Annotated in this window: 27 protein-coding genes and 1 tRNA gene; 6 read left to right on the forward strand and 22 right to left on the reverse strand. The window is 53.8% G+C overall.

The annotated features are described in order from the left end of the window. Positions 1 to 47: 47 nt before the first annotated feature. A tRNA-Met gene (locus ABDZ76_RS12385) sits at positions 48 to 124 on the forward strand. A gap of 142 nt (positions 125 to 266) precedes the next feature. On the opposite strand, the gene ABDZ76_RS12390 is transcribed toward ABDZ76_RS12385, so the two are convergent. The 3 genes from ABDZ76_RS12390 to ABDZ76_RS12400 form a co-directional block, all read right to left on the reverse strand. After that, positions 267 to 533, reverse strand: coding sequence for a hypothetical protein (locus ABDZ76_RS12390; protein WP_343805958.1), 267 nt, complete (start codon positions 531 to 533; stop codon positions 267 to 269). A gap of 108 nt (positions 534 to 641) precedes the next feature. Further along, positions 642 to 1,625, reverse strand: a complete 984-nt coding sequence (locus tag ABDZ76_RS12395) for a hypothetical protein (protein ID WP_343805960.1) — start codon at positions 1,623 to 1,625, stop codon at positions 642 to 644. Between the two features lie 44 nt (positions 1,626 to 1,669). Next, positions 1,670 to 2,233: a hypothetical protein gene (locus ABDZ76_RS12400; protein WP_343805962.1), complete on the reverse strand. Its 564-nt coding sequence runs from the start codon at positions 2,231 to 2,233 to the stop codon at positions 1,670 to 1,672. Between the two features lie 166 nt (positions 2,234 to 2,399). Here ABDZ76_RS12400 and ABDZ76_RS12405 point away from each other — a divergent pair, with 166 nt between their 5' ends. The 3 genes from ABDZ76_RS12405 (at position 2,400) to ABDZ76_RS12415 (ending at position 5,061) form a co-directional block, all read left to right on the forward strand. After that, positions 2,400 to 3,833, forward strand: a complete 1,434-nt coding sequence (locus ABDZ76_RS12405) for a hypothetical protein (protein ID WP_343805964.1) — start codon at positions 2,400 to 2,402, stop codon at positions 3,831 to 3,833. 398 nt (positions 3,834 to 4,231) lie between these two features. After that, complete coding sequence (locus ABDZ76_RS12410; RefSeq protein ID WP_343805965.1) at positions 4,232 to 4,369, forward strand: hypothetical protein; 138 nt, start codon at positions 4,232 to 4,234, stop codon at positions 4,367 to 4,369. Positions 4,370 to 4,734: 365 nt separating this feature from the next. After that, positions 4,735 to 5,061 (forward strand): hypothetical protein, encoded by a 327-nt coding sequence (locus ABDZ76_RS12415; RefSeq protein WP_343805967.1) that lies wholly within the window; start codon positions 4,735 to 4,737, stop codon positions 5,059 to 5,061. A gap of 197 nt (positions 5,062 to 5,258) precedes the next feature. Here ABDZ76_RS12415 and ABDZ76_RS12420 read toward each other — a convergent pair whose 3' ends face one another. The 16 genes from ABDZ76_RS12420 to ABDZ76_RS12495 all read right to left on the reverse strand — a co-directional run bounded on the left by ABDZ76_RS12420 (position 5,259) and on the right by ABDZ76_RS12495 (position 16,889). Beyond that, on the reverse strand, positions 5,259 to 5,639 hold the full coding sequence (locus tag ABDZ76_RS12420) for a hypothetical protein (RefSeq protein WP_343805969.1): 381 nt from the start codon (positions 5,637 to 5,639) through the stop codon (positions 5,259 to 5,261). 5 nt (positions 5,640 to 5,644) lie between these two features. Next, the gene (locus tag ABDZ76_RS12425) at positions 5,645 to 7,993 is read right to left on the reverse strand and encodes a phage tail tape measure protein (RefSeq protein WP_343805971.1); all 2,349 of its coding nucleotides are present in this window, start codon (positions 7,991 to 7,993) and stop codon (positions 5,645 to 5,647) included. Between the two features lie 12 nt (positions 7,994 to 8,005). Then, a complete protein-coding gene (locus tag ABDZ76_RS12430; RefSeq protein WP_343805973.1) occupies positions 8,006 to 8,524 on the reverse strand; it encodes a hypothetical protein in 519 nt (172 codons plus the stop codon). Between the two features lie 88 nt (positions 8,525 to 8,612). Next, a complete protein-coding gene (locus tag ABDZ76_RS12435) occupies positions 8,613 to 9,596 on the reverse strand; it encodes a hypothetical protein (protein WP_343805975.1) in 984 nt (327 codons plus the stop codon). A gap of 110 nt (positions 9,597 to 9,706) precedes the next feature. Continuing rightward, positions 9,707 to 10,045 (reverse strand): hypothetical protein, encoded by a 339-nt coding sequence (locus ABDZ76_RS12440; protein WP_343805977.1) that lies wholly within the window; start codon positions 10,043 to 10,045, stop codon positions 9,707 to 9,709. Then, positions 10,042 to 10,473 carry a hypothetical protein gene (locus ABDZ76_RS12445; protein WP_343805979.1) on the reverse strand — a complete coding sequence of 144 codons (432 nt, stop codon included), beginning with the start codon at positions 10,471 to 10,473 and terminating at the stop codon, positions 10,042 to 10,044. Before ABDZ76_RS12445 ends, ABDZ76_RS12440 begins: the two co-directional genes overlap by 4 nt. Further along, positions 10,470 to 11,354: a hypothetical protein gene (locus ABDZ76_RS12450; protein ID WP_343805981.1), complete on the reverse strand. Its 885-nt coding sequence runs from the start codon at positions 11,352 to 11,354 to the stop codon at positions 10,470 to 10,472. Before ABDZ76_RS12450 ends, ABDZ76_RS12445 begins: the two co-directional genes overlap by 4 nt. After that, complete coding sequence (locus tag ABDZ76_RS12455; protein WP_343805983.1) at positions 11,344 to 11,661, reverse strand: hypothetical protein; 318 nt, start codon at positions 11,659 to 11,661, stop codon at positions 11,344 to 11,346. Before ABDZ76_RS12455 ends, ABDZ76_RS12450 begins: the two co-directional genes overlap by 11 nt. Positions 11,662 to 11,781: 120 nt before the next feature. Further along, the gene (locus ABDZ76_RS12460) at positions 11,782 to 12,024 is read right to left on the reverse strand and encodes a hypothetical protein (RefSeq protein ID WP_343805985.1); all 243 of its coding nucleotides are present in this window, start codon (positions 12,022 to 12,024) and stop codon (positions 11,782 to 11,784) included. Next, positions 12,024 to 12,260 carry a helix-turn-helix transcriptional regulator gene (locus ABDZ76_RS12465; RefSeq protein WP_343805987.1) on the reverse strand — a complete coding sequence of 79 codons (237 nt, stop codon included), beginning with the start codon at positions 12,258 to 12,260 and terminating at the stop codon, positions 12,024 to 12,026. The genes ABDZ76_RS12460 and ABDZ76_RS12465 overlap by 1 nt, the downstream gene beginning before the upstream one ends. Positions 12,261 to 12,360: 100 nt before the next feature. Continuing rightward, positions 12,361 to 13,071: a hypothetical protein gene (locus ABDZ76_RS12470; RefSeq protein ID WP_343805989.1), complete on the reverse strand. Its 711-nt coding sequence runs from the start codon at positions 13,069 to 13,071 to the stop codon at positions 12,361 to 12,363. After that, positions 13,071 to 14,378, reverse strand: a complete 1,308-nt coding sequence (locus ABDZ76_RS12475) for a tyrosine-type recombinase/integrase (protein WP_343805991.1) — start codon at positions 14,376 to 14,378, stop codon at positions 13,071 to 13,073. The genes ABDZ76_RS12470 and ABDZ76_RS12475 overlap by 1 nt, the downstream gene beginning before the upstream one ends. A gap of 437 nt (positions 14,379 to 14,815) precedes the next feature. Beyond that, positions 14,816 to 15,241 (reverse strand): DUF6691 family protein, encoded by a 426-nt coding sequence (locus tag ABDZ76_RS12480; RefSeq protein ID WP_343805993.1) that lies wholly within the window; start codon positions 15,239 to 15,241, stop codon positions 14,816 to 14,818. Beyond that, a complete protein-coding gene (locus tag ABDZ76_RS12485) occupies positions 15,242 to 15,670 on the reverse strand; it encodes a YeeE/YedE family protein (protein WP_343805995.1) in 429 nt (142 codons plus the stop codon). Then, the gene (locus tag ABDZ76_RS12490; RefSeq protein ID WP_343806260.1) at positions 15,667 to 15,996 is read right to left on the reverse strand and encodes an ArsR/SmtB family transcription factor; all 330 of its coding nucleotides are present in this window, start codon (positions 15,994 to 15,996) and stop codon (positions 15,667 to 15,669) included. Before ABDZ76_RS12490 ends, ABDZ76_RS12485 begins: the two co-directional genes overlap by 4 nt. After that, positions 15,996 to 16,889 carry an MBL fold metallo-hydrolase gene (locus ABDZ76_RS12495; protein ID WP_343805997.1) on the reverse strand — a complete coding sequence of 298 codons (894 nt, stop codon included), beginning with the start codon at positions 16,887 to 16,889 and terminating at the stop codon, positions 15,996 to 15,998. The genes ABDZ76_RS12490 and ABDZ76_RS12495 overlap by 1 nt, the downstream gene beginning before the upstream one ends. Before the next feature lie 167 nt (positions 16,890 to 17,056). On the opposite strand from ABDZ76_RS12495, the gene ABDZ76_RS12500 reads away from it, so the two are divergent. Then, entirely contained in the window at positions 17,057 to 17,527 is a 471-nt protein-coding gene (locus ABDZ76_RS12500) for a thioesterase family protein (protein ID WP_343805999.1), read from the forward strand. A gap of 64 nt (positions 17,528 to 17,591) precedes the next feature. Then, positions 17,592 to 18,770: a BaiN/RdsA family NAD(P)/FAD-dependent oxidoreductase gene (locus ABDZ76_RS12505; protein WP_343806001.1), complete on the forward strand. Its 1,179-nt coding sequence runs from the start codon at positions 17,592 to 17,594 to the stop codon at positions 18,768 to 18,770. A 15-nt stretch (positions 18,771 to 18,785) separates the two neighbouring features. Here ABDZ76_RS12505 and ABDZ76_RS12510 read toward each other — a convergent pair whose 3' ends face one another. Genes ABDZ76_RS12510 through ABDZ76_RS12520 form a run of 3 tightly spaced genes read right to left on the reverse strand, consistent with a single transcriptional unit; the run spans position 18,786 to position 20,603 of the window. Then, positions 18,786 to 19,280: a peptide deformylase gene (locus tag ABDZ76_RS12510; RefSeq protein ID WP_343806003.1), complete on the reverse strand. Its 495-nt coding sequence runs from the start codon at positions 19,278 to 19,280 to the stop codon at positions 18,786 to 18,788. Positions 19,281 to 19,284: 4 nt separating this feature from the next. Continuing rightward, positions 19,285 to 19,923: a class I SAM-dependent methyltransferase gene (locus ABDZ76_RS12515; RefSeq protein WP_343806005.1), complete on the reverse strand. Its 639-nt coding sequence runs from the start codon at positions 19,921 to 19,923 to the stop codon at positions 19,285 to 19,287. 11 nt (positions 19,924 to 19,934) lie between these two features. Next, on the reverse strand, positions 19,935 to 20,603 hold the full coding sequence (locus ABDZ76_RS12520) for a pseudouridine synthase (protein ID WP_343806007.1): 669 nt from the start codon (positions 20,601 to 20,603) through the stop codon (positions 19,935 to 19,937). Positions 20,604 to 20,717: the final 114 nt, after the last annotated feature.

The following is a 20,717-nucleotide window of genomic DNA, read 5'->3' on the forward strand; positions in this document are numbered from 1 at the left end:
TGAACAAAACAAAAAACGGGCTGAATGCCCAAAGCTCAAAAGTTTAGCGCGGGGTGGAGCAGCCCGGTAGCTCGTCAGGCTCATAACCTGAAGGCCGCAGGTTCAAATCCTGCCCCCGCAACCAAATTATCTAATGAAATCAAATAGAAAGCCCGGCAAGAAATTGCTGGGCTTTCATCTTTTGAGTTTCGTGCGCCACCTGTGCGCCACCGTGAAATAAGTGGGGAAAAGACGATCGGCCGTTGAAGGCTGATCGCCCAATCGCATCAGTCTGACAAAGCCGCTAGCAATTGCAGCTCGGCATTTTCGGCGACAAGGGCGAGCGCCCGCAGGTAACTTTCCGCATCGGCAAGGCTGTCAATCAGATCAATCCCGATCTGCTCGTCCAGCTCCATCCGCCGTGCAGTCAAGCGGATTGCGTGGTCGCCTTGGCAGGCGATTAGGATCGCCGCCCGGATCGTCGGGGCGATCTCGGTAAGGCGGGGCATCGGATCGAAGCCGTTGAGGTTGAGGTCGAGGGGATGCTTTTGCATGGGTTTCTCCGTTGCATGTTGCGAACGGTCGCCCAAAATATACACAGATTGCTCTCACACAATTTGGAAATGATTGGATGCCAGTTGGAAATTTTCCGACGCCAGACACTACCCTTTCAGAATAGCGTCGCTGACATCGTCCAAAGCGCCGTCCCATTCCCTCGACTTCGTTTCCCATGTATCCGCAGCATCACCAACCGGCTGCGAAGTGATGGGGCGCTCAAGGCGTTCGAAAACATCGTATTGCGCGACGGGCATCATGGAGCCTACCCGTCCTCCTATGTAGAGAATTTCGCCAGATATGGCTTCCGCCACACGGGCAGCCTCTCGGATCGCGTTCGTGATCTTGTTGTTCGTCACCTGAATGTGGGAAATGGCCCCACGGCTTTGGCTGTTTCCAGCGTGCGCCACATAGGCATGGCTCCATTCCGCGATCTCTGTCGCTCCGCTGTTGAGTAGCCAGCCTTCAACTCTGGTGATTAGGGATTTCGGAAGTCGGTCAGTTCGGGAACGAATGGAGGCGGAAATTCCCAAAAGTCGGTCCAAGTGACGATGCATGCGCTCCGATGTTGAGTAAGCCTTCGGTCCAGTGGTATCGCCCCAATATACGACGCCCGGTTCTCTATCCTTCCAGCATTCCGCCGCCACAGCCTCGTAATCGTAAGGCAGGCCGTCAAAACAAACGAAGTTCTCTCGGGTTAGAAGGTGCCAATTTGCCTTGATGTCGGTGATCAATCGAGGTAGGGAAATCACGTCCCTTCGCCGGTCTATGAGCCGCCGCAAGGCCATCGCTTGCATTGTGACATGACCATTGACGAGCGTATCGCCAAGCATCGTTGTGTGTAGCGGCCCATCTGGGTTTTCTAGGGCAAGTTTGCTGATGGTGGCAAAAGTCACGTCTCGCCAAACGAGCGTATGGATGACGTTCCAGATCGCGTGCTCTTCATCATCATCGAGCCAATTGCTCCATTGCTTCCGCTTTTGGCGGAATGAATGGAGAGACTTCTTGTCGGTTACATCGCAGTCGCGAAGATCGTATTTATATCCGTTCATGCTGGAAGCATGGATAATTCGGGCAGCGGTGGCAAGCATGCTCACCGGGCTTTTGCACAATCATCCGGCACATGAACGTGCGGCTAATAGGCCGCGCGGGCATTGAGGGCGATGATGCAGAGATCACGATATCGCGCCATTGCTTTCGGGCTGGTGCTGACTGGATTGATCTTCATCGCCTTGAGCCCCTTGATGTCGCCCGCCTTCGCCATCGCGACGATCTCGGCAAGCTTCTTACGGAAGCGCGCATGTGTCGGTGCCGAGAAATCAGGTGCAGCGGGCATCTTGCCGTTCTGCGCGGCTTCGAGGATCGCAGCGCGCTTGCCGCCCTTCGGGGCATCGGCTTTTGCCTTCCGCTTCGCCTTCTCGGCTTGGCGTTTTGCAGGGGTCGTGCCACTGCGTGCAGCGTCGATCATGTCTTTCGGGACGAGAACGGTCATCTTGGCGGGCGTGATGCCGTAAATGAGACATGGCTTGCCGCCGTTCTGGGCGCTGATCTGGGCCGCGATCTCGGCAGCTTTCGCAAGCGTCGGGGCTTCGCGATTAATCTTTTCGAAAGAGCCATTCCGAACGTGCACGTTGAAGTGCGTGGCGGTGGCTATCTTTGCACGGTCGGCAATATCGGCGGGATGGGGTTTCTTTGGCATGGAATTTTCCTTTAGAAAGTGGTGTGTTATTCCCACAATCAAAAAGAGCAACACAGATTCGGTGTCCATGTAATGTCTACTTTTCTTAAGTTAGACATAGACAACTCTTCAATCTTTCGTAGTGAGGATTGAAGGCCGATGAATATGGCGATCAGGAGTAAGTGGTATGAAAATGACTGATATTGTTATTAAACGTTCAAATGAACTGATTGATCCCCAAGCTCAAATACTTGTCGATTTTCTGAAGGAAATGGGACTACCGTTCGAAAACATCATTGCTGATATAGGTCAGAGAAAAATTATAGGCGACAACATCTTTACATTGATTGGGGATCTCCCCGCTGAGGTGAAGAAGGACGCTCGTTATCTTTCTAAATTTGTGGTGGGGGCAGGATTTGGACTGTTCGATTACTCACTTAATGCCGTCTGGAACGAGGTGGTGATCAATCTTCGGAAGAAAGCGGTCGTATATGGCCTTGATATCTTTTTCGATGCGGCCGTGGGTGGCAGTAAGGCACGCGAGCATTATTCTACGGAAGACGATCTTCCTTCTATCAAGGATAGTGTCTTGCTCGACACAAGTCGAAAACTCGAACTGATTTCGGACACGACCTATAAGAAGCTGAAACATATTCTCGATATGCGCAACGATATCGGTATTTCACATCCGAATACCTACACTATCAATGCATACGAGCTACTTGGATATCTGCAAAACTGCATTCAGGACGTTTTGAATGACAATCCGACCGAAGCCGCGCTTCAGGTTCAGGCTTTTATCAAGAATCTGAAGACAACGACGGTCGTTGTCGACAATACTGCAAAACAATCAATTGAAAGAAAAATAACCGAGCTACCGACGCATCTTTGTGGCAGCCTAATGCGGACTGTTTTCGGGATATATGTCGCAGTCGAAACCGACCCAACTGTGCGGAAAAACATCTCGCTCATTGCACCCGCACTCTGGGCGGCTTGTGCAGACGAAGCCAAATACAAGCTAGGGATCGTGCTTGAAGGCTATAACGTCAACTTATTCAAAGATAAGCATACACTTGGTCAGCAGTTTTTTGATATAGTTGGTGGAAACGCATTCAGATCGCCTGGTGAGCGGGTCATCATTGTCGATGAGTTGATCACGGAGCTTCTTGACAAGCATAATGGATGGGACAACTTCCACCATGAACCGCCAATCGCAGCGCAACTTTATTCCTATGTGCCCGATCAGAATTCGATCTTCGACAATCTGGCCCAGCGCCTCTTCAAAGTCGTTCTGATATGCCGCATAGGTCGCGGCGTAAGCTATTGCGAAGGTGTTTCGCCGGGCGGGAGGAAATATTACGACAGCATCCTGGAGCTGGCAGGCGACAAATTCGCTCCTCACGCAATGGCGTCACTTAGCCACTACGAAATTAAAAACCAGTTGCACACCGCACTTTGCCGCAAGCACGCGAAGGTGGCATTGGAAATCGTGAAGAAAAATGTAATCAATGAGCGACTAATCGAGTGCCTTGAATATTTGATTGCTAATATCGAAACGAGTATGTCCTGCGTGGATAGTGGCGATTTTAAGAAGCTATCGACGGGCTACTTTAGCTGGTGACAGTCTGCAAGTAGACGCGTGCTTCGAGCACGTCGCCTTTGCTTTCTCGCCAGATACCGCGTTCAGCGCTGAGAACTTTTTTCTGCTTCTCAGCATACTGACCTTTGGAATATTGTATCTATATGTATAAAACATTGTGAGGAAAAGAAAAAGCCCGCCGTTTCAACTCGGCGAGCTTTTTTAGAAATGAAGCCCGCATGGACGGCTGCTTCTATTGCCATTATGCCTGATGTGTGACCTGTAAGCAAGAATTTAGAGAATTATCAACGAAAGCTGTGCTGTGGTGATCTGGCAACGAGCTGCGGTGTCTAACAATCTGCGGCGATATGATTCAAAACAGCCTCCGGGAAAGCGTAACAGGGAAAAGTTATGCGGAATGTAACGGAATGTAACGGAATGTGCGGTTTTTCAGCGAAAGCGTCACGCTGACCGTCACGGCCATGGCAAAATTGCAATTAAAGAAGCCCGCTTTGACCCGCCGTGATGCACCGCAATACAGCCCCGGTCAGCCAGACGGCGAAGGTGATACGGAATAGCGGTTATGTCGAGCGCCGTGGCATCGGCAAGCTGCCCCCGAGTTGCTTGGCACGTCAATCCGTCCGCCTTGGCGGCGATAGCGCTGGCGAGACGAAACAGGGTCGCTGAGATGGTGGGGTCGCGCCGAAGGCGGTCAAGCCAGCGATCTACCGTTGGGACTTCGGGGTCGGCTGCGGAAAGAGGTTCAGACGTGGCAGGAATGGCAGCGACGGCGATCATGGCAACTCCCGAATTGTGTGGATCGCTTATCAATAGCAGTTTCATCCCCGTGTTTACAGCAAAACAATGCTCCGCCGACGGAGGAAATGGCGGGTTTGCAGCGGTTTTACCCTAAATTCTCGCGTTGCCAGCCGACAGTCCTCCGGTGAAGGCGATCCCTTTCCCGCTGCGCTGCGCATGGCGTGCAGAAGCGTTTTTTATCTCCGGGGCGACGGTGAAGATCGCTGCCGCATTGCTGACATGCGAAATGCTTGTGGGCTTTCAGCGGACGGCAATTATCGCAGAAGCGGGGCGGCATTCCTGCTTTACGTTCATGTGGCATCAGCTTCCCGCAGATGCGGCAGACCGGACGGCGGTCGGCTTTTGCCGCTGCCTCCGTTTCCCGACAAGACGGACATTTCAGCGGCGTCCGGCCGGGAAGCGCTTGCCGCTCGAAAAAGACACCGCATCCCCTGCATTTTATCGTGATTAAGAGCATCAATGGGGCCGTTCCTATGTGGTTTCAATGGTTTGGAGGGGGCGATGAAACACAACCCAAGTGCGTTTTCCGAAAATGGAGAAACATCGAAATATCGGGGGGCAGCGCTCCCGCCTAGGGGATGGGGCTGATAAGGGTACCTATGAACCATTTCCAACCCCCGCTTGCCCCCTTGGGAACGAACCCCATCGTCAGCGCCTTGATGGGAATGGAACGACCACCGCATCACAAGCGTGATCGCTTGCGGGCTGGGCTGCCCGCAGCGCTGAGAGGATTTCGGAATGATTAAACCCACGTTCAATCAGGCCGATTGCCTCCGTTTCCCTGCCTTTGATAATGGGATCAGACAGGACAACTCGCGCAAGGCGAAGGGCGGATACCGCTCCCCTGCCATAGCCGTAGCCGTATATGAATGCCTCCCCGCCAAGACCACAGGGTTGTGAGCTTGCAATCATACCCGCTAGGTCGGTAAGTCCATTTTCACCCCATGGACTGTCGAGGGCCGCATCCACTCCCTGATCACCAATCTCAGCTATTATATCGACAAATGTTTGCGGTAAATCGCTCGCCATTGTCATTACCTCGCTGGCAGATCGGCATGGATGCCGCGCATGGATTGGTCAAGTTCTTTGAAGATGGCAGCCTTGATCGCCTTCGCAGCTGCCATCGGATCAGTGATCCCATGAACGTGAATGTCACCGATCTTGAACGATGCTCCGCTTCCCCCGCCTGCGTTCGGAACTATTCTACCTTGTGTGCTTGGCTGGAAAATTTCAGGGCCTTTCTCGCCGACAAGGAATGAACCTCCCGGCCAGACCGGCCCGCCTTTCGCACGATGTGCGCTCGGCATTGTGAGGCCTGCACTACCCGCGTTGTTCGCTGCCGCCCGGCTTGCTATGTCGGAGCCGCCACCTGACGCCCCACTATCGCCATAGCCGAACCATCCCTTTACCTTATTCACGGCTCCTACAGCCGCCCCTGCGATAGCATCACCGATCTGCGATCCGATACCCTTCGCCCACTCGACCAACCCGGCGAACACATCCTTGATCGCGGTGATCATCCGCATCGCAGCGTCGTAACCGGCCTGCTCCCATTCTGCCTTTTGCTCTTCTGAAAGAACTTCTCGACCGAAGAAACTGCCGATCCACTCGCCGAACGCTTTGAGTGCCGATGTCGCCTTATCCCAACCGGCAGCAATTGCGTCGCCGATCGGGGAAAGCCAGCTAAATAGAGGCTTTGCGGCCTCAATCGCGGGGGAAAGAACCTCTCCGATTGCGCGAGCAACGCCCGACAATACGGAAGTTATGCGATCCCAATACTTGTAAAGCGTCGCCCCCGCCGCTGCGACGGCAGCGACACCGACAGCGATCAATCCCCATGCAGGGGCCGAGACAGCCGCCAGCGCTGATCCTACGGCCGAGAGCGCCGATCCTATTAGAGAGACACCGGGGACAGCGCGCACCATCCCCATCAGCCCGGTCGTGATTGTCTGGAAGGTTGTGAGCTTGATCCCGCTCATTGCTCCAAGCGCTCGCTGTAGTCCGACCGCGCTGCTTGCAGCTGTTGCCGCAGCACCGCCGAACCGGGCGACGCCAAGAGCGCCCGAGATCATCGCACCGCGTAGATTAAGCCCGACGAACTGCAACCCGATCAGGCCGATGCGCAGCGCCGTCAGTCCGGCAACCGTGCCGACAACAGCCTGCGTCAAGCGCGGAAATCTGCCGACCAGATCGGCGATCTTCGTAGCGATCGGGGCGAATGCTTCGGCCGCATCCGCAAGTGCTGGGGTAAGCGCTTGACCGAGCGCGATAGCTATACCCTCGATCGCATTGGAGAGGCGGTTCACGGCATTCTGTGTTGTCTTCGATCTAACGGCGAATTCGCGCTGCACGCTGCCTGCGGTCTGCGCATCATCGCGGATCGCCTCGTAATTCTTACGCAAAAGCTCAAGATCATTGAGGATCGGGCCGAGGCCGCGTGCTTCCTCGCCAAAAATGCGGTTCATCAGCGAAACACGCTCGTGGGCGGGTGCCTTCTGGATGCGTTCCAGCACGTCAAGCCCGGCGCCAAAGGCATCTTTCTGCATATTCTTCGCGAGCTGCTCAGCGTCGATGTTTAGCTCTTCCAACGCCGCCCGCTGTGCCTTTGTCGCGCTTTTCCCTTTGGTCAGTGCGCGAGTGAAATTCAGGAAGGATGTTGCGGCCACGTCAGGCGTTGTGCCTGCCGAGATCATGGCCGAACCGAATGCGAGTGTTTCTTTCGCGCTGAGCCCGGCAGCCTTACCGAACGCGAGAGTGCGCCGGGCAAATTCCAGAAGATCGGGCGCCGAGGATGCAGTTGTATCCGCAAGGGTATTGATTTGATCGCCAAAAAGCTTGGTCTGATCGACCGTCCAGCCCATTGCAGTTTGCATCTTCGCCAGTGCTTCACCGGCGGCATCACCCGCCACGTCCCATGCAACAGCGGTCTGCAAAACCATTTCGGAATAGGCTTCAAGATCATCATTGCCGACGCCTGCCTGCGCCGCCGCCGCCATAGTCGCCGCCACTTCGGACTGTGCCCGGCCGGTTGCAGCGCTTACGCGCTTGACGGCCTGCTCGAAGCCTTTGAGGCCTCTGTCATCAACGCCGGTTACCTTGCGCAGGTCGGCGAGTGCTTCTTCCAGCTCGATCGTCGGGCGAAGGACGGCGCCAACGGCAGCTTTGAATGCGAAAAATCCAGCGGTTGCATCGACCATACGGCCGCGCGCAGCGTCGATCGCACTATTGTTTCGCTCTTGAGCTGCGGCTAGACGAGCAGTGACGCTGGCGCCGCCGGTTGCCGCCTTGTTGATGCCAAGGAGCGCGTCCGACACTTTGCGTGCCGGGGCGCTGACCTGATCGATCAGGCGAACAATGAGCGATGAAGTTAAGGTTTTCGCCATGTAATCCGCTCCTTACCCATGGATGACGATGCTCTTGCTGCGTTCGGCTTCGGCAAAAGCTTTCGCCCAGCCAGTGTCTTTGCCGCCGTCTGCACCGGTGTGAACCGTTCCAATTGATGAACCCATGCCACCGGTCGCGCTGATCGTGGTTCCCACTGGCTGACCGTTTGGCTCCCAACCACCTTCCGGCACTGCAACCATGTTCTCGCGTGCGGCCTTGTCGGCTTCGCGGAAACTGCCAATAGCCTTGGCGGCATCGGCTGGTGAGGCCTTACTAGAAATCAGGACGCTTGTAAGAAACGGCAGATCAGGAGCCATCGCACGAATTACCTTGGCACGATTAGATGCTGACATTTCTTGATTAGTCGGATCCGACGTGGCTGGTTCGTCAGGAGCCAGCTGTTTAGCTGCTAGCAAAGTTGGAGCAATAGCTGCGAGCTTACTGATAATCGCGTTGGCCGAGAGATCCGTTGTATTGAGCAGGTGCTGCGCTAGCGCGGGGTCGCAATCAAAATATCCAGAATGCAGCACATCTTGAAAGCGTTGGATCCCAGGAGGTGTTTTCATGTTCTAAACTCCTAAATGGATAACCCGCGCATGAGAGCGCGGCTTCGGTTGGTCAATTGGCGAGAATGTCGGTGAGCCCGACGTCAAAACGAGATCGCCAGCCCGGCGTTGTTTCGACAATTTCCAGCAGAGCACGCGGATCGCAATCGCGACGACGGGGAACAGACATACCAACCGCAGCGGCAGCGGTAATGACCGCCTCTTCACGACGATTTGCATCGAGTAGCTCGGCGGTCAGCCGGTCGATTTCAGCATCGCGCTGGGCCTCGGTCAGCGCTCCATCCGGCTCGATATCACCAACGAGGCTCAATGCCCGCTCCTTGATAATGTCCTGCATTGCCCAAACGATGGTCTCGGCCACGCGCGGTCCACGTGGCGAGTTGACGAAACCAAGGGCTGTGTCGAGCCTGAGCGGCGACGCTGCTCGGTTTGTGTAGCTGATGTTCGGGCGACCACGCTCGGCGATTTCGTCGATCTCCGCGATGATCGCCGAGCGAACCTCTGCAAGTGTGCACGGCGCGGCTTCAACGCGGTCGAGCGCATCCTCGATCTCGTCGATTTCATTGCGAACGCGGTCGATTTCCTTGAGGAATTCCCCCGATTTCGGCTTTGCTGGCGTCGGCGCATCAGTAAGCTTGACACCGGCACGCTTCGCTTCGCCGATCCAGCTGGCGGCGTTATCGACTACGGCGGCAATTGCTTGAAATGCTTCGGACGCCCGATCGAGGCGCGGCTTGATACGCTCTTCGATCTCGACTGTGATCTTCGCAACAGCCGGAGTGACCGCATCATCGTTTTCCGCCAAGCGCCTTTTCAAGTCATCGAGCGGCATCTTTTCAACGCCGGGCCGAACGGTCTGACCGGCAGTGCGGTCAGCGGCTTCGACGCGGTCGCGGCGCATGTAGGCGTCTTCTAAATCAGCGTTTGCGGCCTTCATCGCTGCGGCTGCGGCACTGCGCTGCTCGTCAAGCGCTACGGCCTTAGCGCGTGCTTTTTTCGGTAGAAAAGTCAAGTGGTCATCATGAAATACGGACATTTGTTGCTCCTTCGAAACATCGAGTGTTGAGCAACAATACCGCGAAAGACCCTGTAAAATCGCGCCGCGAATACCTTGAATTCCGCTTTTAGATAGCAGCGGGTCGGGGGTTAACCCCGTCCCGCTTTCTTGGTCATGTCGATCACCCACTTTCCGCCACGGCCGCCGATCTGGAAGCCGCTGTGATCTTTCTTCGCACAGGCAATTAGCGCGTCCTCAGATATCCGAAGATAGCTAGATGCTTCCTTCACAAACATGAAGCGAGGCTTTCCGTTTGGCATGATTTCTTCAAGATCAACCATAGCGGGATCGATCGGAGCGGGTGGTGGGATAAGGTCGAGCTGGCGGGGCGGCGTCGTGACGCCCGCCCGCCGAGCGAGCTCGGAAAGCGCGGCATTTGCAATCTCTGCCACTTTTTCGGTTGGAAGGCTGGTCAGGTTGCCTGTCATGCCTTCCCCCAAATAATCTGCTCGATCTTCGACCGATCGACGATCCGTTCCGGCTTGACCGTCTTCGGAATAACCGTCATGGCGCCATCAAGCACAGCGAGATACAATTCGCCGCCGAGGTCGTGCATCCTGACGACATCGCGCTCCCCAAGGCGTCCATTCTTATCGATCCAGAACATTCCGAGCGATGGCACATAGACTGGCTCCCCGAAATATGGTGCGGGTTCCGTCAAGCCAAATGAACCGGACGGCTTCTGACTTTCCTCATCGCTATAAACAGCAGCCGCGAGATCGTGGATACTCAAACCGGCAGAGCCGAGGACGCGAACAATTGCATTCGCCGTCGCGACAACTTCCCCGTCGATATCGGATGCGAGGCGCGGGATGGCTTTCGATATCTTCATTGCGAGAGACGGTTCGAGCATCATGCCGCTCCCCTTATCATTACCGCCACCCTACGCAGAATGGAGGCGCGCGCCGCAATGGCAGCGCGCCGTCTTTCTGTCTCTGTAAAGACAAGAGCACGGTCGAGCCCAGCCGGATCGAAGTCGATAATCAAAGCAGTTGATGTCTGGCGGCTGGCCATGTGGCCGCCGCCGACCACAGCCGATTTCGGGAAAGTCGCGTGATCAGGAGTATATACTATAGTGCTCATGCCAGTTTCCCGATCGATAACGAGGCTAATTTTCCCTGCCGTTAGCCAATTGCGGATGGTCTTTTCAGCCTTGTCATTCGCTTCGGCAAAAGCCGCAATGGCGTCCCTTTTTGCCTTCTCTGCTGCGCGCCTCTGGTCGATATTGTTGGCGCACTTCTGGCGCGCGCGCTCCGCATGCCTGCGTTTTCTTTCAGCTTTCTTAAAGGCGTCATACGCGTCATCGGTCAAATCGCAGGCCCCGACCATAGCCAGACCGTATTGCTGACGAAATTCAAGTGTGACGCCGAGAGTGCGGGCAACGTCTTGGCTTGTCATAGCGTGCGACTTGCTCGCAAGCTCTGCCAATCTGGCATGAGGGAAGCCCGGAAACACGTTGGACACGAACTGGCAAGCAAATTGCCTATCACCATTTTGCTCCCACAAAAGGCCAGACAGGAGGCAGCGAACGTAAGGCTCTGCCGCGTCCTCTGCCGCCGCCGGTGCTTCCGCAAAATGAACATTGACAACCGTCATAACATCATTCACGCGAAGGCGTGCTTGCTGCTTCGCCCGATATGCTGTCTTCGCGTCATCAATCCTGACTTCTGCCTCGTCACGATCCGCGAGCGCTTTTTTGATACGGGCCTTAGCCTTCTTGATGGCCTCAGCTCTCATCGCGGCCCTCCATCAGTTTAATGCGGATGATGCGGGCTTCGATGGCGGCTTTCAGATCGTCCACGTCACGACGGGCTTCTTCCCTGTCAACACGCCATGCGGCGAGCTGCGTCACACGTTTGTTGAGCCATCCTTGAACACCGGGCGAGCGACCGGCAATGATTGCACGGGCAGCACGATCAACTTCGCGATGATTGCGAGCAGACGGAAAAGGGAGGGGGCCGCCAGACGGCGGCACCCCCAATTCATAGTACATAATCCACGGATCGTGGAGTTCTTCGAGCGTGAACTTACGAGCGGCGGGCATGTCGTCACCTCGTTAAAGCCGGGAGAATGATCGCGACGGCATTAGCCACGACAAGTGGCCACGCGGTTAAAATGAATGCGCGACGCGCGATCGGATGGACTTTTTTCAGCATGGCTGTCATTATCGGCCTGCCTTTCTATTCGTGTGGTTTGGCATTGAGCCCGTCGCTCTTGCAGGAGCGGCGGGTTTTCCATTTTTGAATTCACTCATGAGGGCTTCGAGCTCCTGCCGAGCATCGGCCTTTGACTGGCGCTTCTTTGGTGGCGTCAGGCCGCGCGGCAGGCTCATGTCGGCGATGTTGTCGACCCCGTATCGGGACATGCGCTCAAGCGCCGAGCGTTTTGCGTGGTCAATTTTCGCCATTACGCGGCTCCCTTCCATGTATTGGTGCGGGAACGATTTGTGAGCCACGCATCGAGCGCAGTGCGGGCGTAGAGAACCTTGCGGGCACTCACCTGAATGAATTCAGGGCCGCCGCCGTAGCAGCGATATTTGGCAAGGGTGGACGGCGAGCTGCGCAGATAGACCGCTGCTTCGTCGCTCGTCAGCATTTCGAGCTTCTGTACGTGATCGGGATCGAGGTTTTTCGGCTTTGCCATTTGTTATTCTCCGCATTGTTGATGTATGTGCGGAGAATTGCGTGATTATTGTTTGTTGTTCTATACCAAGTTGCCCCCATGACTTTGCGGGGCAACTTTCCTATTTCTCGGAAAACCACTTCCTGATGCGCCCTTCTAAGAGGGCTGCGTCATCGTCATGCCCCGGCAATTTTGCGTCGCACCAAGTGGCGGTGGCCAGTGCTATCAGCGCTTCCTTCTGCCCGCGCAGCATCGTGGGAGAGCCGGTTATAACAAAAAATGCCTTGCGCATAGATTGCACAAAGCCCGCTTTCAGGTGGTTGCCGGTGTCGCCCGCAGAGGAAACGTTCCTGTCTTCGATGCCTTCGATATAGCTGTCGATCGACTTGAACAGCGCTTCCGCGTCCTTGAGCGCGGTGAAGTCCAGCGCGTCGACAAGATCAGGGTTGGTCGCACGAACGTTTTCAATCAGGCGAGCGTCTTCCCGGTTTTCGGCAAGGAAGCTCGCCAGGGCGTCTTGCAGCTTACGGGCTGCCTGTATCTTTCCGTCTCGGAAGGGGCGGTCGGCCTTGTTCATATAGATAGACGAGGCATAAGTGAACGCATCGCATGCCGCGTTGATAAGTTCTCCCCGAAGCGTCATGAGCCCGCCGTCAGCGACTTCTGGTCGCGACTTGTCTATCCATCCTCGCTTGTCCATGTCGGCGAGGATCGCATCAACTGCGAATTCTCCTGCCGGTGCATCTTCGCGCGGGAGGTTTCTGACAAATGTCCGAATATCCGGCAATTGTTCGCCCCGTGTTGGGCGGGCTGAAATTTCCTTCCGTGGCATCAGCGCGCCTCCCGCTTCATGGGGATGATTTCCCCGGCCTTGCCTTCGAGCGCGCTTGCGATGGTTCCGGCGGCCGCTTCGGCGGCGGCGCGGACGGGATCGGCGGCCAAATGAGCATATCGCTGTGTCGTCGCCGGGCTGGAATGGCCGAGCAAAGCGCCGACGATATAGAGCGACGATCCCCCCGAAACCGCCACGGACGCGTAGCTGTGCCTCAGATCGTGAATGCGCACGTCTACGAGCCCGGCCATCCGACGGATGCCCCGCCACGGCCGGTTTAGATCAGCTTTCGGGGTTTCAGGATCGGAAGACGGGAATACGTTGGGGCTGTCCGTCTTCGGCAAGCCAGACAGGATTTCCAGGGCAGGGGCCGGAAGGACGATATGCCGCTTGCCGGTCTTGCCGAAGACCGTCAGCAATCCGCGCCGCAGGTCGATGTCGGCCCACTTCGCGTGAAGGATTTCCCGAAGGCGCGCGCCTGAGAAGATCAAGAGCCGGAAGGCGGCGGCGGTACGCTGATCGATGATGGTGGGAGGGACGTTTTTCGGGACGTGTTTGAGTTTCTTGCCGTCGCGGGCAGGAGGCTCGTAGGGGATACCGGTCGTTTCGGCTACGCGGATCGCTTCGCCGAGCCGGGCAAGCTCTTCGGGCGACAGGAAGCGCTCCCGTTTGGTCTCCTTGAAGGCTTTCAGGCCACGAGCCGGGTTCGTCCCTTCGGGGACGTGACCAGCATCTGCGGCCGCCTTGTAGATCGAGCCGACGAATTCAAGGCAGCGGTTTGCAATCGTGGGGCTTTCCTTGCCGACCTTCGTGTGCAGCCGTTTGATTTCGTCACGGGCGATCAAATCGAGCTGTCGAGAGCCGATGGCTGGGCCGACATGCCGCTTGAGCAGCGATCGATAGTTTCTAATCGATCCTGGACGCAATACCGCCTGTTCGGGATGCTCCGTGGCGATCTCGTCCATTGCGTCAAGGTGACCGGTGGCAAATTTCGAGAATGTCGGAACCGACCGGCCTTTCGCCTTTGCTGCCGCAGGATCATCGCCGAGGCGGATGCCAGCGAGCAGGTTTTTCGCAGCCTCGCGTGCTGCTTCCGGCGTCATTTCCGCCGTTGTGCCTATGTTGTAGCGCCGTTTGAGAACATCCCGGCCGCCTGCGCCGGGCCGGTACTCGATGAAATAGGTCATTCGCCCTGTCGGTTCGACGCGAAGGGCAAAGCCCGTCAGAGCGGTGTCATAATAGACCACCCGCTTTTCGGTTGCAGGAATGGCGGCAATTCCTTGCCTCGTGATTTTAATCTTTGGCACCTTTTTCCCCCTGTTCGTGCACCACCGTGCGCCACATGTGCGCCACCGCGAGTGATATGACGTGGAATGATGTGGAACGTAAATAAGCGAAAAATCCCCTTAGATCAAATAGATACTGCATAATTCGGAAAGACGCGGAATAAGCCGGAGAGATATTAAATAAAGCTCATAACCTGAAGGCCGCAGGTTCAAATCCTGCCCCCGCAACCAAAAATAAAAGCTCAAGTTAAAAACTTGAGCTTTTTTTGTGCTCAAAATTATCAAAACAAACCTAAATAAAAACAAAACAAAAGCCCCGGGAAAATCTCGGGGCTTTTTTGTGTTTTAACACCGCCTAAAGAAAGGAAGTGGGAAGGATAGCTTCGTTAGGGGAGGCTCTATACTTCAACCCTAGAATAGTGATGGTTTGGTTGAGTGAAACCAAACTTTACGGCCGACTAATGACATTGCATTTTACGACGCATTATGCGGGCGATAAGTATGCCCATGAGCATTGAACCGACCAAAATATAAACATCTGTTTGCATGAGCCCTAATGCCGGGATTGAGCCACCAGGACAAAAGCCACCAATGCCCCAACCAATGCCGAAAATACCAGAGCCGACGATCAGAGGACGGTCAATCTGCTGCTTTAACGGTAAATGAAAGCTTATATCAAGCAGAGGTGCAGGACGCTTCAGGATAAAGAAATAACCGATTGAGGTAACAATCAAGGCGCCCCCCATGACGAATGCAAGGGATGGATCCCATGTGCCGGTAAAGTCAAAAAAGTTAAGCACTTTGGCCGGATTGATCATGCCTGAGAGAGCAATACCACTGCCGAAGATAAGGCCGATTATCAGAGTTGATAAAATGCGCGCCATTTAAAAGCCTCCCAAGATATGACGGATAATGAAGACGGTGATCGTTGTGGTCAGCATGAAGGTGACTGTTGCGGCAATGGAGCGAACAGAGAGCCGTGAGATGCCGCAAATACCGTGGCCAGATGTGCAGCCCGAACCAATTGTGATGCCAAAGCCCACCATCAGTCCACTGACAATCAGTGCAAAAACAGGAGCATTGCTTTCAAAGGCTGGTGTAAAGCCGAAGCTATAAAATAGAAAAGCCGGAGCAGCGATTGCACCAATAAGAAAGGCTGCACGCCAGCCCCAATCAGAGCTCAATGGGGGCAGAATACCGGCTAAAATACCACTGATACCAGCAATGCGGCCATGAAAATACATGAGCAGACAGGCGGCTAAGCCAATCAGCATACCCCCACCAAGCGATTGAAGCGGAGTAAAGTCGGTCATGATGGAGTGTCTCCAGTTTTGCAAAACAGGCCGTGCATGGTTTGTATGAAGGTCTCAATGCGTGGATCAGCAAGGCGATAGAAAACCTGTTTGCCCTCTTTGCGCCCTTCTATAAGCCCCGCTTGGCGTAGTTCAGCCAATTGTTGCGAAAGACCAGGCTGGCGAATATCCAGTAAATCTTCCAGTTCGCGAACCGAACGCTCGCCATCAACCAGTGCACAGGCGACCATGAGCCGGTCGGGATTGGACAGCTTTTTGAGAAAGGCTGAAGCTTCGGCCACATTTTCTTTCATAAAGGCGGCTTGTTTGGAAAGATCGTCTTGCATCATTTGCCCCATGCTGCGCCTGATAAAAGATCAAGCGGAATTTTGAGATAGCGCACCCCGTTAGCTTCTGGCTCCGGCAGTCGTCCACCATTCGTATTAACCTGCAATGCATGTAAAATCAGTTTTGGCATTGGCAGTGTTTTGTCGCGCTTTTCACGGGCCTCAATGAAATCTGCTTCGTTTAAATAGTGCGCCATGTGAATGTTACAGGCTTTTTGTTCAGCGACGGTTGATTGCCACAATGGTTCTCGTCCGCCAGCCTGATAATCATGACCGGTAAAAAGACGTGTTTCATCTGGCAAGGCCAGTATGGTTTGAATAGAATGCCAGAGAGCTTTGGCACTGCCACCGGGGAAATCAGCGCGTGCGGTGCCGCTATCAGGCATGAATAATGTGTCGTGAATGAAAGCGGCATCGCCGATCAGATAAGTAACGGAGGCGAGTGTATGCCCCGGAGAATGGATAACCTTTGCTTCTAAGTTACCAATTTTAAATGTTTCACTATGGCTAAACAGGTGATCCCATTGTGAACCATCAGCAGGGAAGTCCGGCCAGTTATAAAAGCCTTTCCAGAGTTCTTGCACTTCGCGCACTTTTTCACCGATGGCTGTTGGTGCGCCAGTTTTCTCTTTTAAGTAGGGTGCTGCGGAAAAGTGATCGGCATGGGGATGAGTGTCGAGTATCCATTCAACTGTATAATTATTTTTACGTATGAATTGCAAAAGCTCATCAGCATGATGGGTGGCAGTTTGGCCTGACTTTTCATCATAATCATAAACCGGATCAATGATGGCGCATTTTTTACTTGCCACATCGGCAACAACATATTGCACCGAACCGGTACGCGGATCGTAAAAACCTGTCACTTCCGGAATATGAGAATTCGTCGCCATCGGGCACCTCCTGAATGTCTTATATTTATTAAGTAACAATGATTGCAAAAAAATGCAATCGTTTATTTTAAACTATATGCGGTTTGTAAAATCCGTTCTAAAAGTGCATCAAGACAAAGATTGAGAAAAGAAGAAGAAATAGGGAGCGGATTATCCGCGGACATAATTTGTTATTTACGCTGGATGTGACGGTGCTGCCTGAATGGGTCGATTATAACGGCCATATGGCGGACTATGCTTATGGGCTGGTTTTCTCGGATGCAGGCAATGCCTATCTGGAGCACCATCATTTGGGCGCAACCTATTTAAAGGCGGAAAAGGCCACATTTTATACGCTCGAAAACCGCATCGGTTATTTTAAAGAATGCTATCAGGGCGATATGATCCATGTCAGCGTGCAATTGATTGGTCTTGATAAAAAGCGTGTGCATTTTTTGCTGGAAATGAAAAATATGCACGATGAATTATTGGCTTTGTCAGAGCAATGGCTGATGCATGTGAGCCAAGTCGCAGGTGCGCCAAAGGCGATGTCCATGAGCCAAGATGTTTTTAATTATCTAGCTCATGAGCTTGAGCGGCATAAAACTTTGTCGAAACCACGCTGGCTCAACCGCAGAATGGCTTTAAAAAGCAAATAATACTTTCTTGTCGCAGAGACATGCTATAGCGCCTTAAGCTTGAATAAGTCGGAGAAGATGTGACGTGAATTCGTTTGATGTTGTGATTATCGGAGCTGGTGCGGCTGGCATGATGTGCGCTATTGAGGCGGGCAAACGCGGACGCTCGGTGCTGGTGATTGATCATGCCAAACGCACGGGCGAGAAAATCCGTATCTCCGGCGGTGGTCGTTGCAACTTTACCAACCTGCACGCAAGCCCGAAGAATTTCATTTCACAAAATCCGCATTTTTGTAAATCGGCTCTCAGCCGCTATACGCAAAACCATTTTATCGCGATGATGGATCGTCACGCGATTGCCTATCATGAAAAAACGCTGGGTCAGCTTTTCTGTGATGGCTCAGCGCAACAAATTATTGATATGCTGCTGGATGAGATGAAACGCTTCTCAGTGCAATTGGCACTATCGACAAGCGTTGATGTTATTGAGAAAACCGATGCTGGTTTTCTGGTGAAGTTTGACGATGTGCAGATCAATTGCCGCTCGGTTGTGGTGGCAACGGGCGGTAAATCTATTCCCAAAATGGGCGCAACCGGCTTCGGTTATGATGTGGCGCGCCAATTTGGTTTGCGCTTGGTGGAAACGCGCCCGGGCTTAGTGCCTTTGACATTCGAACCGCATTTGTTGGAACGCTTGAAACCACTTGCCGGTGTGGCGCTGGATGCGAAAATCAGCTGTGGCAAGGTCAGTTTTGAAGAAGCTATGCTTTTCACCCATCGCGGCATTAGCGGGCCGTCTGTTTTGCAGATTTCGTCTTATTGGCGTGAAGGTGACGAGATTGCAATTTCAATGTTGCCGCATGTGGATGTGCTGGATGCTTTGAAACAGCAGCGGACGCAAAATGGCCGTCAGGAATTGCAAACAGCGCTTGCACAGCATCTACCGAAAAAACTGGCACAGACAATTGCCGAAGCGCAGGTAAAATTCGCCAAGCTGGCTGATATGCCGGACAAGGAGTTCCGGCGTATTGAGGCAGCGATTAATGACTGGCGCATTAAGCCAGCAGGCTCTGAAGGTTACCGTACTGCGGAAGTCACCCTTGGTGGTGTGGACACCCGCGATCTTGATTCCAAGACAATGGAAAGCAAGACAGTGAACGGGCTTTATTTCATTGGCGAAGTGGTGGACGTCACCGGTTGGCTCGGCGGCTATAATTTCCAGTGGGCATGGTCATCAGGCTGGTGCGCGGGGCAGGTTGTATAACTGCCCTTAAAAAATTTAGCGGTTCAGCTTTGAATAGCGTTTGATCAGGCGATCACGCTTGAGACGGGAGAGGCGCTGCAACCAAAAAATGCCGTTGAGCTGATCCACTTCATGCTGATGACAAACGGCGTGCAGCCCTTCAGTTTCTTCAAACTGTTCTTGGCCGTTGAGGTCTTGATAGCGCAGGCGAATTTTAGAGTGACGCTCCACATCATCCACCATGCCGGACATGGAAACGCTGCCTTCCTGATGGCGGATCATCTCTTCTGAGGCTTCAATGATTTCAGGATTGATATAAAATTTAGGCCCTGTTTCAGGCGAAAGCTCCAACACGACCACGCGGCTTAAAACACCAATATGTGGCGCGGTGATGCCGATGCCGGGTGCCGCGCGCATGGTTTCCAAAAGATCATTGCACAGCGTTTTTAAAGCTTCATCAAATTGCGTGACGGTTTCAGCTTTTTGTTGCAGGCGTGCATCCGGAAAGCGGACAATCGGGCGTATGGTCATGGTATTATTCTGTTTCTTGTTGTGGCGGCAGAAGTTTGGCTTTGACAAAAACGTCATAGCGCGTGCTTTTGCCTAAAATCTGATGCGAGAATTTACGGATATTTTCCATTGGCGCAGCCCGTAACGGCCATTTCAGCACCACGCGGTTTTGTGCATATTCCAATGCGACTTGCATCAGTTTCTCGGCATCCGGATCAGTGCCGACAATCTCGCGGATCTGGCGCATTTCTTTTTTAACCAATGCGGTATTGCCGCGCGGCGGATGCATAGGATCAACCAATACCACCTGGGGTTTGAGATCAGGCAGCACTTCGCTGGAATCTCCGTGAATAAGTGTCATGCGTGCAATGGTTTCCGCCAGACGTCCACCTTCATTGGCTGCACGCTGCATGCCTTCGGCAAGGAGATTGTGCATCTTTTCGGAGCGTTCAATCAGCGTGACATGTGCACCCAGTGATGCCAGCAAAAAGGCGTCACGCCCAAGACCGGCTGTCGCATCGACAATAAAGGGTGTGATATTGCCGGAAAGTCCTGCGGCCTTTGCCAAGGCCTGACCACGGCCTTCATTGGAGCGAAAGCGGTGACCGACCGCGCCACCGACAAAATCTACAATCAGATCATCATTTTCTGTATCTTGCGACATGGGGCAAATCTTTAAAAAGGGCAGGGCGCGCGGAAGGTGACCATGCCACCATCGGGATGCTGAAAGGTAATTTCTTCTGCATGCAGCATCAAGCGGTCGGCGCGGGTAAGTGCTTCGCCGGTCGCATAAAACGCATCACCCAAAATAACATGGCCGATGGCTTTCATATGAACGCGTAATTGATGGGTGCGGCCGGTAAGCGGTGACAATTGCAACCGTGTTGTATCGGCGCCGCGGGAAAGTACCTGCCAGCGTGATTGCGCAGGCTTGCCATTGGCGTGATCCACATGGTGGCAAGGCTTATTGTCAGGGTCGATACAGAGCGGCAGATCGACAAGGCCACTGTCTTCTTTGACGTTGCCCCAAACTTCCGCCACATAGAATTTCTGGGTGGAACGCTCGGCAAATTGATTGGCAATCAGCGCATGCGCTTTACGGTTTAAAGACATCAGCACAACGCCGGATGTGTCTTTATCCAGCCGGTGAATCATCAGCGCTTCAGGGAATTGTTTTTGCACGCGCGTTGCCAAACTATCTGACAAAGCCGGATGGCGGCCGGGCACAGATAAAAGTCCGCTTGGTTTATCCAGCACCAGAAAATCCCGCTCCTGATGTAAGATCGTGAGATAGGGCTCCAATGGCGGATGATAAGTCGGGGTTGGCATAGATAAAGCGCTCATGCGCCATGCCCTACCATGTTTTGGTGTGGGGCGAGAAGTCTCATTATCAAGACTGGCTCTGTTTGTTTGCGCTTCCGTCACAATTAAGCTCTTATAGATTGAATATATTAAGTT

It is taken from the genome of Paenochrobactrum glaciei (assembly GCF_039522165.1).
Lineage (GTDB): Bacteria > Pseudomonadota > Alphaproteobacteria > Rhizobiales > Rhizobiaceae > Paenochrobactrum > Paenochrobactrum glaciei.